The 13,780-nt window shown below is 37.1% G+C and carries 12 protein-coding genes and 1 tRNA gene; 11 read left to right on the top strand and 2 right to left on the bottom strand.

Annotated elements, in window-relative coordinates; all coding sequences use genetic code 11:
* The first annotated feature begins 2 nt into the window (after positions 1–2).
* The 5 genes from PLA12_12605 to PLA12_12585 all read left to right on the top strand — a co-directional run bounded on the left by PLA12_12605 (position 3) and on the right by PLA12_12585 (position 4,877).
* Positions 3–86, top strand: a tRNA-Leu gene (locus PLA12_12605).
* A 156-nt stretch (positions 87–242) separates the two neighbouring features.
* Positions 243–1,271 carry a hypothetical protein gene (locus PLA12_12600; protein HOQ33335.1) on the top strand — a complete coding sequence of 343 codons (1,029 nt, stop codon included), beginning with the start codon at positions 243–245 and terminating at the stop codon, positions 1,269–1,271.
* 21 nt (positions 1,272–1,292) lie between these two features.
* Complete coding sequence (locus PLA12_12595; protein HOQ33334.1) at positions 1,293–2,246, top strand: ROK family protein; 954 nt, start codon at positions 1,293–1,295, stop codon at positions 2,244–2,246.
* 19 nt (positions 2,247–2,265) lie between these two features.
* Entirely contained in the window at positions 2,266–3,207 is a 942-nt protein-coding gene (locus tag PLA12_12590) for a nucleoside hydrolase (protein ID HOQ33333.1), read from the top strand.
* Complete coding sequence (locus tag PLA12_12585; GenBank protein HOQ33332.1) at positions 3,204–4,877, top strand: hypothetical protein; 1,674 nt, start codon at positions 3,204–3,206, stop codon at positions 4,875–4,877. Before PLA12_12590 ends, PLA12_12585 begins: the two co-directional genes overlap by 4 nt.
* A gap of 88 nt (positions 4,878–4,965) precedes the next feature.
* Here the strand turns inward: PLA12_12585 and PLA12_12580 are convergent, their stop codons facing one another.
* A complete protein-coding gene (locus tag PLA12_12580; protein HOQ33331.1) occupies positions 4,966–6,210 on the bottom strand; it encodes a Gfo/Idh/MocA family oxidoreductase in 1,245 nt (414 codons plus the stop codon).
* Positions 6,211–6,436: 226 nt separating this feature from the next.
* Here PLA12_12580 and PLA12_12575 point away from each other — a divergent pair, with 226 nt between their 5' ends.
* From PLA12_12575 to PLA12_12565, 3 genes are all read left to right on the top strand, one after another.
* Positions 6,437–7,384, top strand: a complete 948-nt coding sequence (locus PLA12_12575; protein HOQ33330.1) for a hypothetical protein — start codon at positions 6,437–6,439, stop codon at positions 7,382–7,384.
* Between the two features lie 272 nt (positions 7,385–7,656).
* Positions 7,657–8,271, top strand: coding sequence for a hypothetical protein (locus tag PLA12_12570; GenBank protein ID HOQ33329.1), 615 nt, complete (start codon positions 7,657–7,659; stop codon positions 8,269–8,271).
* Complete coding sequence (locus PLA12_12565; protein HOQ33328.1) at positions 8,268–9,680, top strand: hypothetical protein; 1,413 nt, start codon at positions 8,268–8,270, stop codon at positions 9,678–9,680. The genes PLA12_12570 and PLA12_12565 overlap by 4 nt, the downstream gene beginning before the upstream one ends.
* Before the next feature lie 484 nt (positions 9,681–10,164).
* Here PLA12_12565 and PLA12_12560 read toward each other — a convergent pair whose 3' ends face one another.
* Positions 10,165–11,064, bottom strand: a complete 900-nt coding sequence (locus PLA12_12560) for a hypothetical protein (protein HOQ33327.1) — start codon at positions 11,062–11,064, stop codon at positions 10,165–10,167.
* Between the two features lie 87 nt (positions 11,065–11,151).
* On the opposite strand from PLA12_12560, the gene PLA12_12555 reads away from it, so the two are divergent.
* The 3 genes from PLA12_12555 to PLA12_12545 form a co-directional block, all read left to right on the top strand.
* Positions 11,152–11,646 carry a hypothetical protein gene (locus PLA12_12555; GenBank protein ID HOQ33326.1) on the top strand — a complete coding sequence of 165 codons (495 nt, stop codon included), beginning with the start codon at positions 11,152–11,154 and terminating at the stop codon, positions 11,644–11,646.
* Between the two features lies 1 nt (position 11,647).
* Positions 11,648–11,827 (top strand): hypothetical protein, encoded by a 180-nt coding sequence (locus PLA12_12550; GenBank protein ID HOQ33325.1) that lies wholly within the window; start codon positions 11,648–11,650, stop codon positions 11,825–11,827.
* A 62-nt stretch (positions 11,828–11,889) separates the two neighbouring features.
* A partial coding sequence (locus PLA12_12545) for an Ig-like domain-containing protein (GenBank protein HOQ33324.1) occupies positions 11,890–13,780 on the top strand: 1,891 nt, incomplete at its 3' end.

Raw genomic sequence — 13,780 nt, 5'->3', positions numbered from 1 at the left:
CTGCCGGAGTGGTGGAATTGGCAGACACGCATGGTTCAGGTCCATGTGCTCGCAAGGGCATAGGGGTTCAAGTCCCCTCTCCGGCACTTTTTTAATGCTTCCTAACATTTGAAGAAATAAATCCCTCCCCTTTGAATTTCATTTTTACCTATTCCTGAATTGTTAATCTGTTTTCGTTTTGTTAAAATATTTTACTTGAAAAATTCTTAATTTATTTTATATTGAAGATTTTGGGTGGTATTATGAAAAAGGTAGTTTTTATTTTCTTTCTTGCAATTCTATCCCTACTTATCTTGCCAGTCGCCTATTGTGCAGAAACAGACCAATACCTGACATGGGGTATTGAATTGAAAGATTCGGCAGATGAATTGAACCGCTATTTTAACGAAGAGTTATCGAATTATCTTGAAGCGGTCAATAAGCGGGCAAAACCGATTGAAGACCCGGAGGAATTGACCGTTGCTATCTATTACCATTTCTTTCAGTTTTTGGGCTGGTCCCGTGTACGCACATTTATCCGCAATGCCCCGCAGATCGAAAAATTCCCCGATTTTAGTGTCGGTAAGCAAACTTATCTGAAAATGAGTATCCATCGTGGGTTTGCCTTTCCTTATTTCTTTTTACCTATGGCTCGAACGATACGCGTAGGCGACATATATTTTGGCATTGACAAGATGTGTCACTTTTTAGGGTTTGGCAGGAGATATTACCAGAGATATTGCCGTCATTTGCAGGAAGGATATACAGAAGAAGAAGCCATGCGAAAGGTTGTTTTGTGGGGAATTGTGCACGAAGATAATCTTGTTGGCAAATTGGTTGATGGAATATTTTCCCATGGCGATTTAGAAGCAAATTTTCAGGGATTTTGCTTAGCCCGTGACCTATGTGGAGGTAAACCACCGTATATTGAACGGATAGATGGCAAGTGGAAATTGGTTCGACCGATAGATTTGCGAAATTACATAACACCCGGATTTGACGAGTCGTATAATAATTCTCATTTCTGGGCAATGCGGAAAAGGATCGTGCTGAATATTTTAGAAAAAAAGTATTGCGATAAGTTCTATTTGCCTGAAGTACAAAAACGGTTCGAGACTTATAAAAAATATGAGCCGAGTTTTTCTCAAAAAATGATCCAAGAATACTTTGAAAAAAAAGGTAAAAATCCTCAACAGGAACAGTCTATTCAATCTTTATGTGCAAAAAAGAAATCTTCGGATGGTATAGACAAAAAAATACATTGCACCTCGCAGGACAATAGGCAAAGTTAGAGAAGAGATAAGGAAGTTATGATGTTGATAGGGATTGAAATCGGTGGCACCAAATTACAGGTTGTTTTAGGTGATGAAAAGGGGAATATTTATCATTTAGAACGAGGAGCCGTTCAAAAAGATTGGCAATCCCGAGAGATTTTAAATTGGGTTACGGAAACAACAAAAAAGCAGATTCAAAAAGCGGAAGCGGAAGGGCAAAAGGTGCAAAGTATTGGAATTGGCTTCGGGGGACCTGTTGATAGTATTGAAGGGAAAGTGCTGGTTTCGCATCAAATTGCTGGCTGGCAGGGTTTTCCTCTTCGACAATGGTTTGAAGATACCTTTTCTATTCCAACAGTTCTTGTCAATGATGCTAATTCGGCAGGTTGGGCTGAATTTGTATGCGGCAAAGGCAAAGGAACGCGGAATTTCTTTTATATGAATATCGGCAGTGGCATTGGTGGAGCCCTTATCATAGATGGGAAGTTGCATGATGGACAGGGCTTCGGTGCCGGTGAGATTGGCCATACTTATGTCCCGAATTGGACACAAACAGAACGGGGTGCTTATGACAAACTTGAAAACATCTGTTCAGGTTGGAGTATTGAAAAAAGATTACAAAAGGAAAACTATGTGCCCAAAGAAAGTTCCCTATGGACAAAAACAGGGGGCAATATCAACCTTATGACCTGCGTCCTTTTAGGAAAGTGCGCAGAAGAAGGAGACGCCTTCGCCTGTGAGGAATTAGACCGAATTGCTCAATCTATCGGGCTGGCGATTGCTAATGTAATTACCCTGTTTCATCCGGAACGGATTGCTATGGGTGGAGGTGTTTCTTTAATGGGAAATGTGCTTTTAAATCGTATTCGTGCTGTTGTTGACAAAATTGTATTTACTCCATTTCGCAATCGGTATGAAATTGCACCTTGCGAATTAGGGGAACAGGTAGTCCTCGTAGGTGCGTTATTGCTTGCTGGAAAATTAATAACCTGATAACTATAAGGAATTTCGTATGAACAAACATCTATTTCTCCTCTTATGTCTGCTTTCATGTAGTGCAATGTCTCTTCCTCAAGTTATCCTTGATACAGACATTGGCGATGATATTGATGATACATGGGCATTGATGCATCTTTTAGGGGCGGGAAAAGTAGACCTAAAACTTATTGTTACTGCCTGTGATGACACAGAAGCCAAAGTAAAATTGGTTGCACGCATGCTGGAAACCGTCGGACGAACGGATATTCCTATAGGTAAGGGGGTAAAAACAAGTAATAAGGAGATTAACCAGTTATCATGGATAGAAAAATATTCATTAGATGCATATAAAGGCAAAATTCATGAAGACGGGGTACAAACTATGATCGAAACGATACGGAATGCTAAGGAACCGATAATCCTTTGTGTTATTGGTCCTATGATGAATATTGCAAAGGCTGTAGAAATAGCACCGGACATTGCTCAAAAAGCACGGGTTGTTTCTATGGCAGGGAGTGTTTATATCGGATATGGAGGGAAGGAAGGTAGGGATTGTGAATACAATGTTTGTAGAGATGCGAAAAGTGCCCGCAAAGTTTTTTCTGCCCCGTGGGAAATTACGATTATTCCATTGGATACCTGTGGGACTATTATTCTCAAAGGGGATAAATATCGAAAGATAGCAGAATCTCAATCTCCATTCGCAAAAGTGGTAATTGACAATTACAATATATGGACAAATCGCAAACATTATCCAAAGGATGAAAGTAGTGTGTTGTATGACACATTAGCAGGTTATTGTACATGGTCAGAAGATGTTGTGGAAATTAAAACATTAAACCTGTCCATTGATAAAGAAGGAAAAACATACCCCGATGATAATGGTAGACCTGTCCGTTGTGCCTTAACCTGGAAAGATAGAGAACAATTTGAAAACAGTCTAATAGAGGCACTTCTCAATCCAGTAAAACCATGAGCCTATTTACTAAAAATTTTGCACGAAAAAGCCAGAAATGCTTTTCTTATCTTAAAAAAGATATAGCCCTAATTTTACAATCTATATTTACCCCGAAGTTGGGTATCGTTTATTCACCGTCAGGTGGCAGTGGTTTTGGAGAAGAAAAAAAGAAATCAGATATTCGTGGTGATAAAAAGCATATACATTCTCCAATACCTGATAAGGAACAAGAAAAGAATAAATCTACTTCGACACTTTCATTACTTAGCGAACAGTTAAACAATTATCTTCTGGATTTGATGGAATTAAAATCAGAACTGTTACAGGAACAAAAGCAGAATGAGCAATTACTTCAAGTAATACAGGACCTTCGGGAAGAAAAAAAAGGATTTGAACAGCAAAAAAGTTTATTAAACGAAGAAATACAACTTCTTAAAAAACAATTACAAGAAACCGCACTATCCTTAAAGGCATTAGAACAGCAACTACATTCTACACAAATAGACCAGCAGGCAGACAAAACGAAGTTAAGGGAATTACAGGAGGCTCTTCATCAAAAGCAACAGGAAAATATAGAAATAGCAACCCGCTATGCAGAATCGGAGGAAATAATACTCAATCTTACAAAAAAAATTCAGAATACAACAGTAGATTTAAGCAATGCTCTGGTACATATAGCAGAATTAGAAAGTATAGAACAGCAGTTAGAAGATAAATTATCAAAACAAAAATTGTTGTTGAAGGACAAGGAAGATGAAATTAAAAAATATCAGTTTGAAAGTAACCAATTTAAAACGCAAATTGCACAATTGCAGACGAATATTGCAACACTAAAAACCTATATTGATACGCAACAGCAACTATTGGATAAATTAGTAAAAGAGAAAGAAATAATCCTTAAAGAAAATCAAAAATTATCTACAGAAATGGCAAAAGCAATATCGGAAAAAAAGAAGCAGGAAGAGCAACAACAGAAATTAGAGCAAAAACATCGAGAAATTATTGAACAATGTCAAGGACTATTACGAACAATTGAAGGCTTGAAAAAAGAAAGTGAGCGGTTCCAGCAAGAATACAGAGCCTCAGTTCAACGCAATGAAGAACTATCCGAATCCGTGAAATACTGGCAATATCAAGTAGAAACATTGAAAGAGCAATTGGCATTAATAGGGGATGAACAAAATTTTGAAGAGAAAAGCAAATATGAAGATACCTATACCCGTTTGGTTATGGCACTTCAAGCAAAGGAGAAACCGTATTTAAAGTTAGGAGAACTTTTGATTAAAGCAGGCTTTATTACCAATACCCAATTGGAAGAAGTGCTTACCCTGCAGAAGGATAAACAATATTGCCGATTGGGAACTTTATTGTTAGAACAAGAATGGATTGATGAAATTGTTTTGTTTCAGGCATTATCCCTGCAAAAAAATATACCTTTGTTATTCATAAATGAAAAGCATGTAAATATCGAACAGGCATATTTACTTGAATACCCTTTTTGTATGAAGTATCTATTGCTTCCATTGCGAACCTGCAACACAACCCAGATTTTATTATCAACAACTGAGCCTGATAATACTGATTTATTAAAAGAGGTAGAAAAGGTTTTCACCCTTCCTGTGAAAGGTGTTTATTCCTGTCCAACCAATATCATTGAGGTTATCGAAAAAATATTCGACCGTATTTAATGGTAATAAATGGTTGAAAAATTACCCCGATAGATTGAAATGGGCGAGTTGAATAAAATATCCAACCCGCCCAAATTATTATCGAATATTATGCTTTACCGGGAACAGGAATAGGACCTATTGGATAAGATTTATTCCAGTCTAAATCTTCTGGCACAATACTCAAATCTGCATTCAAAGCTTCATCCCATGTTAATTCCTGCCCTGTGTATGCCGCCATACGACCCATAATTGCGGTCATCGTGCTTTCCGCACATTCTATACCCGTATTCAAATAAGGAATTTCCCCCCGAACGGCTTGAATAAAGTCAATATGCTCTTGAACATACGGATTCTTTGTATCCTTACCCATATCATTGCACATACTCTTCCCTTTTGTGCCGAACACTTGTTCAAAAACATCATTCTTTGAATTATTCCAATGGCGAGAGAAGCTAAACATATGAACGCCATTAGGATATTCAAAATCACATTCGAAATGGTCCCAGAGGTCCCCATATTTCTCCTCACGAGGTTTCCATGCTCTACCACCGGAAGCAACTACTTTTACAGGATGGGTACCCATAATCCAGTTGATAATATCAATATTATGGATGTGCTGTTCGACGATATTATCTCCACAGGTCCATATTTGGTTATACCAGTTGCGAAGGCGATACTCTAAATCATTCCATTCTGGCTTACGGTCATGAGAAAATGGTAGCTCGCCATTCCAATAAACACGCGCTGCGATAATATCACCAATGGCGCCATCTTGAATCTTCTTAACTGTTTCACGATATGCATTGCTGGAGCGTCTTTGTGTTCCTGTATGCAAACACAGGTTCTTTTCTTTCGCCTTTTGAGCCGTCTTGATAAATCGGCGAATACCTGCAGGGTCAACCGCTACAGGCTTTTCTGTAAACACATGCTTTCCTGCATCAATTGCGGCTTCCACATGCATAGGACGAGCATAAGGCGGTGTAGCATGGATAACTACATCAATATCAGTTTCTAAAATCTTTTTATAGGCATCCAGTCCAACAAAACAATGTCCATCGTCAATTTCTACTTTACCTTTATACATCCTACCCTGCATAGATTCCAATTTTTTTCTGCAGTCTTTAAGTCGGTCATCAAAAACATCTGCTAACGCCACAATTTTTATATTCTCGTTCCCTTCCATACAATCCTTTAACGCACCAAAACCTCTACCTCCACAACCAATTAAACCAATTTTCAAGGTTCCGCTGTTTGTCTCTACTGCATCCATGTTCTTTGAAATCACTGCAAATGTAGCCAACGCTGCCGCTTTGTTAAATTGTCTCCGTGTGAGTTTGAACTTTTCATTCATAAAAAAATCTCCTTATCTTTATGGAGTTAATTTTTTGTGTATCTTTTACGGTCTAATTTTATAGACATTAAAATAGTATGAATATTTTTTATTTTCATTTGCAAATTGTTTAAATGTTAGTATTTAACAATTTTGGTTATTCATTGAAAAATTTCTATTAAATGGAATTATTTCAAATGAAATCCATAAAATACATAAATAGTAGATAGGGTAAAAAAAGGAAAGAATGCTATTGAGGAATATGGAGCCTCTGAATGCCATAAAACGATGTATTACTTATCATCTCATCAAAGTAAGGAAATCTTTTATTGTATTCCTTATTTTAATTTCATTGTATATAAATGCGGATGAAAAACAAAATTTTCCCATAGAAAAGGTAAACGGGAAAAATATATCATTGCCCAATAGTAGAAATGAAAGACTTACTCTACAAGAAGATAATATAACTGGTTGTGATTCCCAAGAGGAGGAAAAAGAAATAGATAAGACAAAGGGGTTATATCTTATTATAGGACATTACGCATATTTTCCCGAATTGAATTCGGAGAAACCTGTATATATAGTTAATGAAATAGGCAGGGGAATGGTCCCGGGCTGGAAAGATTTTGTGACATTTAAAGACATGCGTCAAATAGGTCTTTTCGGAGACATCTGGGCTGGAATCGGATTGCATTGTGGAAAATATTTTTCTTTTTGGAGTGGAATTGGTGGTGGAATATGGAAAATTAATAATAGTAATCATTATGGTCCATTAAAAATTCGTTTAGACCTTACAGGAGAAGAATTCCTCATCGAAGCCGGGATGGATTATTTCCCACTTGGGAAAACAGAATATCGATCTATTAAAGACGAACCTTTTTTAAGCCGTTTGAAAAGGACTATATTTGACACAAAACCTTATCTTTCATTAAACATAAACTACTCAAATTTTGAAGCATCGGGTGATGCAAAGATTGGAGTTTTTAGGTTCCCAATAAAATATACAAGGACAAAAGAAATAGACATTATATCTGTTATTCCATTCATTTCATTAGATTTTCCTGCCACTCGACGAATGGATGTCTTTTTCGGAATGGGATATTTGTTCGGTTTCGATGTGGAAAGTTTGAAGAGAGAACATAAACAAGACATAGAAGGACCTGTTGCTAATACAGGAATAAAAATCAATTTTTGAAATTTAAAATTTATTTTCCCTTATAAAATATAAAAAGGCTGTTCAAATTTTACAAATTATTTTCCTCTATCTAAAAAAATAATTAGCTAACAAATGTATAATGATATACTACAATTATTAGTGCTTATACTATTATATTGAAAAATAAAACTAATTATATTAACTAATTAATTAAAAATAATTTGACATTCATGTTTTTTTTTGATATATTGATTATATAATTGAATGTAATAACCTAAATAAATAATGAACTGTATACTTCATATAACAGAATGCAGACATTAATTAGTGAAGAAAATAAAAATTTAGTTGATTTAACTACATTAGAGGCTTTGTTAGGCTCTGAAGCACGAACAAAAGTCTTCTTAGTTCTTTTTACAAATTTAGGGCGAATGTTCTATCAGCGTCAGGTAGAAAGTGCAACAAAATTGCCCCTCCGTGCTGTTCAGAGAGAATTGGAACGACTTGCTCAAATTGGACTTATCTATCAGTGGAAAGAAGGTAATAGGACATGGTATCAAATTGACCAAAATCATCCCTTGGTTCCTATTTTACAATCTCTCATATTAAAAGTATGTTCCCCGATTGACCGACTTCGTTCAATTCTAAATAACAACAAATCAGTTCGTCTTGTTTTTTATAGCCCAGACAAAAATCAAGTACTTATTGTCACAACGAATGGCGATACTTTTCCTGAATCTATTGAAGGAATTTCTGTATCCGTCATTACTACAAATGAATTCACAGAAAAGATGGAACAAAAAAATTCCGAATGGATAAATTTCCTACAGGCAACCGTTGACCTGCTCGGAAACAGAGAAGATTTTTTGTGGAGAATTATTGAAAACAACAAATTGAATATACCGAAAGGGGAAAATGTTTTATGAGCGTTTCATATAATCGTGCAGCCTTGCAGATTTCTGAAGCATGGTGGAAATGGGCTCAGGCATCGCAGGGAATAGAAAGATATAGGTATATTGAAGAGTTTTTTCATAGATTGGGCTGGAAGTCCTTTATTCCTCTCCCCGAAACAGAGGTAACAAAGAGTACGGGGGTTCTTCCTTTCTTGCTAACATCCGAACACGGTAAGGAAATTTGTTTTGTAATAGTTCCTGAACATCTTTTTACACTACCTTCAAGCATAAAAAACAATCATCTGGATTTTTGTCCTCTCTCACGATTGTTATTTGAAGAACTTTCCGATAAAAATTTGCATTATGTCTTTATGACCGATTTCAGTAAATTTCATCTCTATTCTATTCCAAACCAAACTTTAATCATGTGGGCTGACTATCCTGCCCAATTCCAGATGGAAATGGCTCCTTTCATATTAGAACCGTGCGTGGACAAAGGTGCGCTCGATGAAATACCCCATATTCCTAAAAGCAGTATGGCTCGTGAACTGCGGGATTGGAATATTTCATGGATAAAAAAATTTCAACAAGTCGCAGACATTACAGAAGAAAAAGCCAATATCATTATAGACCGTTTCTTCATCCTTCATCATGTATTTTCCCATCGCATTTTCTGGAAAACCCATGAATTTTTAGAAGAGCGTTTATTAGATTTGATAGACATGGCTATCACACAGCAAGAACCTGCAGGCATTGGCGAAAATCTCATTGCTTTATTTCACGATATGTGGTTCGATTGGCGAATTGGTTGCTTCCAGATTGATACTGAAATTGACCGCGTGCTATCTCAGGATGAAATTTCTGCGGAATTATTATACGAATACCCTCTTCTCTCTCCGACCAAATTCGACATTGCGGTTTTATTAGAAAGTTTTAACTACGGAGATTCTTTAGAACGGATGCGTGTTCGTATGATTCCCGAACCCAATCCCAATCGTGAGGCATACCTGCATAAACAAACAAAAGATACCATAGACCAGGCACAAATAGAAGTGGACATTTCGGAAGAAGGGTATCGGGCTATTCTTTTTTGGTTTGACCGATTAATAAAGTGCTATGAGATGCTGGAAGAAATAGAAAAGGAAAAATTGCCCCCATCTGAAGATATAGACGACCTCTGGACATGGGGACAAAGAAATAACAATATTCCGATGACCTTCCGAAACAAAATTCAACAAGCTTGCATGCACGGCTTCCGTATCTACTACCAAAATGCCCGACAACTAAGAATTGCCCGATTACTTCTTACAATCCATCTTATCCAATTATATAGTGAATCCAAACACCCTCTGGAAAAATTCCCATCTATGGAATATGTTTTCGTAAAAAAACCCGAACCTATCCCCTCCGAACGCTCAATGACCCGAAAAATCTCATTCTAAAAAATATTTAGGATTTATATTACATAAATAGAATAGAAAAATAGGCATAGCAGGCAAATCCAATAAAAAGCGTATGAAGAAGTAAATATTTTTATGTGAAGTTTCCTTATTTTCTGAATTTCTTCCATTATAAGCCTTGATTTTACGATAAAACCCTTTATATAACCACGAACGACATAAATAACCATAAATAAAAACGAATAGAAGAAATTTCGTAATAAATTCGGGCATTCTTGGCAAAAAATATTCTCGGATTAACTATCATCTTTTAAAAAAGAGCGGGAACCGCATGGTTTCGCTGTATATTGGCGGGCTATACCCGTAGCCCGTATAGTCCTGTTCGGGACTTTGTCGAAACTCTTATAGCAGTTCCCGCAAAACTCGTTAAGGTCGCTTACGAACCTTTATATTCAACTTTCTAATTAGATTATGACACAAAATTAAAAAAAATGCAAGAGATTTTTAAATTTTTTTATTCCCGAAATTATTCTTCATCAAAAAGACTTGATGTCCCCAAAGGTCTTATATTTTCGAACGAATTAATCTGATTATATCCATCGAAACTTCCTATGGACCTATCTCGTTTCCATGAAGGCTCAAGTAGATTTGGAGAATTGGAATTATATTTATTAAGATTTTCGAGAGGGTCTGGGATTTTTGTTAAATTTTTATTTCTTTCCTCAAAGGATGGCAATTTCCAATTGTTTTGAATGGTATTCAACGATGGATTTAGATAGTTTCTTGGTTTATTTATAGGTTCATCATCAGATACAAGTTTTTTCCTGCGACTTTCATTATTTTTATCCAATATAGGAACAGAACCTATTGCAGGTAGTTGTTGTTCTAACAAAGAACGATTTCTATCACACATACCTTCCGATTTAACTTTATAGGATGAACCTAATGGCTCTTGTTCAATTTTTACCCGAGTGCTTTTTCCTTTAATTTCCCATTGATTTAAGGGCAATTCGTTAAAGTTTAATTTCTCGCCACAATTAAGATTTATCTGCCAGTCGCCCAACATTTCCTCCATTTTTCCTATTCTAATCCCATAAGGATTTTTTATAGCATATTCATTCCCTATAGAAACAGCCTCTTTTTCCATCGAGCCTACAGTTTTTCCTGTAGAGTCCTTAATCTTCCATGTATCTGTAATAGAAAAGGGTTCTTTTTCAATACTGCCAACCGAAACACCGTCCTTCTTTACCCGCCATCTTTCTGTGAAAGAAAAAGGTTCTTTTTCAACAGTATATCTCTGGTAGCAATATGATGAAGACGATGAAATATTATCTTCCCCTTGTGAGTTATTCCTATAAGATTGGGCAATTACAAAATGACAAAAAGTGAATGCAAGAAAAAACAAATAAACAAATTTTATCCTCATAATACTTTTCCTTTTGTAATATTTTTTCTTTATAATATTATTATAACTAATTTTTTTGAATTATACACTCATAGAAGGAGTTCATCAATGAAAAAGAATTTATTATTTGTTCTGATTATATCTTTCATCATTTTCATTCCCTTTACCTCATATCCTGTCGTTTGGGAATTCCACACTGCAGGAAACACAGAAGGATGGACCGGAGGTTCTTGGGTAACCAATTTTGGTGTTTCAGGTGATGCATTAACATTTGATACTACAGGAGGTGACCCGCAAATATTTTCTCCAGATAACATAAATGTAAATGGTTCCAATTTCCGTTATCTCCACGCAGATATTGAGTTTACCGCTTCATCCAATCAAACATTTCAGATGTTTTTTATTACCACAGCCGATGGCGGTTGGAATGAACCGAAATCCATCACCTTTACAGGTTATACGGGAAGGCGTACCTACCTTATTAACATTCCTCAGAGGTTATCTGCGGAAGGCAAAGACCCGAACTCTTGGTTAGGTAAAACGATACGACAAATTCGCTTCGACCCCGGAGGTTTATCTGGCTGTAATGTAAAAATTCACTGATTTGGTATCACATTCGGTAGCGATTCGCGTGGTGCTGTATGGGATTTTGAAACCGCCGGTGACTTTGAAGGCTGGGGTGGATTTAGTTGTGCTTCAAACCAGCAGGTTACAGGAGGCTATTTATATTTCCAATTTACTTGTGGAGACCCCTTCGTTTTTTCCCCCGATGACTTGCGATTAAGTGGGTCTGATTACCCCTGGTTACAAGCAGATATTGAATATACTGCTAATGATTCTTTCCAAATGTTCTTTACAACAGCTACGGATAGTTCATGGACTGAATCTAAATCTATTGTATTTGATGCTAAGGTTGGCAGATACACATATCTTATAAATATACCTCAGCGATTAAGTGAAACCAGCAAAGACCCAAATACATGGAATGGACAAACGATAAGGCAAATTCGATTCGATACAGGTGGATTACCCAGTGGTAGCGTGAAAATTTACTATATTGGGCTTCGTCGTGAACCAATACCCGATTGGCAATTCGATATAGGGAATCATAAACAAGGTTGGATTGCAGAAAATCAAATTACCAACTTACAGGCGAGTTCAGGTGTATTGTCTTTCAACACCAATGGCGGTGACCCTTATATCCATGTCTATAACCAACACTTTGACCCTTCTTCGTATAGATACTTGCTTATTAGAGCCAATATAACAGGGTACCAAAACAATGACCCAGCAGGAATGCAAACCTTTGGTTTTCCCGGAACGGGTGGAGGTGGATATGTAAACAAAAATTATTATTTTTATCCTAATAATGGTTATCAATGTCTTCTTGTAGATATGGGTACCCCCACATCGGGGAATTCATGGCTTGGTGCTCCAGGAACTATCCAGCATTTCCGAATTGACCCCGCTTGGGAAGCCACAACCGCAACATTTTATTACGATTATATAACCTTATACAATTCCTTGTCCTGGGCATCTGGTCCGTATGATTGGGACTTCTCTACTTCAGGCAATAATAATCTATATGGAACAAACTGTGGTAATTGGGTATCTGCCAAACACTCACCTTACAGTGGGACTTCTTTAAATATTGCCAGTGGTGTAGGAACGGTAACTGGCTTGGGCACACTCGGAATTGAAAACCTTAACTTTGTCATTGGCTCTACTACTGCTTATAAATGGCTTCAAGTAGATGTAAACCCGTCTACACAAGTTGACCGCAACGATTTTACCTTGCGTTTTGCCTGGCGGAAAGATGGCTTGAGAATGGGCGTTGATTATGAAACCGCAAGAAAATGGACTATTCCAACCAATAAAGGAATTAAACGATATAACTTTCTTATTCCATATACCACAGGTCAGCCATCTGGGCATACCGGAGCATGGGATGGTTTCCCCCATGGAATTCTACTTCAGTTTGGTGAAGGCGAAACAGGTATCAATTCAGTAACCGTTGACAATGTGAGAATTGTATCCGATGCGACTGTTACAGCACCAACTGTAAGTAGTGTTCAGGTTTCTGGAACAAGGACCGTTGATGTTACTTTCAGCCAACAAATGGACAATAGCACAATTACTGCAGGTAGTTTTACTATTTCAGGCACAGGTAGAGGAACATTAGGTGCTAACCCACTTAGTGTAGCCTTTTTGACAGGGCATACCTATCGTTTAACCTGGATTGCTGGTGAAATGAGAGAAGGGGGTGATGTAACTATCACTGTATCTAATACAGTAAAAGATGCTAGCGGTAGAAATTTAACATCTCCTAACAGTGCTACACATACCGGCGGTGGTATTAAAATTGATACCCCTACCGTAAGTTCTATGACTTCTCCTGCAAATGCAAATACGCTACCTATTGTTGTGAACTATTCCGGTGCTTCAGATACTTCCAGTGGCGTAAGCAATGTTGAATTATGGTATAAAATAGGAGAAACGGGGACATGGACAGATAGCGGATTGCGTTCAAATAGTGCTCCTGATGGAAGTTTCAATTTTAACCCGACACTTGAAGGGGTATATTACTTTGATGTAGTCGTCATAGATGGTGCAGGCAACCGTGGTAATACACCAACAGGAAATGGTAAAACAACAACTACATACGACATAACGAATCCTGTAGTAGGGGCGATTAATGTATCGCCATATACGAATGGGACGCCGGTGCCGATTAATT

This window comes from Candidatus Hydrogenedens sp. (genome assembly GCA_035378955.1).
In the GTDB taxonomy this organism is placed as follows: Bacteria; Hydrogenedentota; Hydrogenedentia; order Hydrogenedentales; family Hydrogenedentaceae; genus Hydrogenedens.
This window is presented reverse-complemented; position numbering and strand designations above follow the sequence as displayed.

Excerpts from the sequence above, each read along its gene's own strand:
- PLA12_12560 (HOQ33327.1), bottom strand. The coding sequence starts at position 11,064 with ATGAGGATAAAATTTGTTTATTTGTTTTTTCTTGCATTCACTTTTTGT.
- PLA12_12570 (HOQ33329.1), top strand. The coding sequence starts at position 7,657 with ATGCAGACATTAATTAGTGAAGAAAATAAAAATTTAGTTGATTTAACT.
- PLA12_12600 (HOQ33335.1), top strand. The coding sequence starts at position 243 with ATGAAAAAGGTAGTTTTTATTTTCTTTCTTGCAATTCTATCCCTACTT.
- PLA12_12575 (HOQ33330.1), top strand. The coding sequence starts at position 6,437 with ATGCTATTGAGGAATATGGAGCCTCTGAATGCCATAAAACGATGTATT.
- PLA12_12555 (HOQ33326.1), top strand. The coding sequence starts at position 11,152 with ATGAAAAAGAATTTATTATTTGTTCTGATTATATCTTTCATCATTTTC.
- PLA12_12580 (HOQ33331.1), bottom strand. The coding sequence starts at position 6,210 with ATGAATGAAAAGTTCAAACTCACACGGAGACAATTTAACAAAGCGGCA.
- PLA12_12590 (HOQ33333.1), top strand. The coding sequence starts at position 2,266 with ATGAACAAACATCTATTTCTCCTCTTATGTCTGCTTTCATGTAGTGCA.
- PLA12_12565 (HOQ33328.1), top strand. The coding sequence starts at position 8,268 with ATGAGCGTTTCATATAATCGTGCAGCCTTGCAGATTTCTGAAGCATGG.
- PLA12_12595 (HOQ33334.1), top strand. The coding sequence starts at position 1,293 with ATGTTGATAGGGATTGAAATCGGTGGCACCAAATTACAGGTTGTTTTA.
- PLA12_12585 (HOQ33332.1), top strand. The coding sequence starts at position 3,204 with ATGAGCCTATTTACTAAAAATTTTGCACGAAAAAGCCAGAAATGCTTT.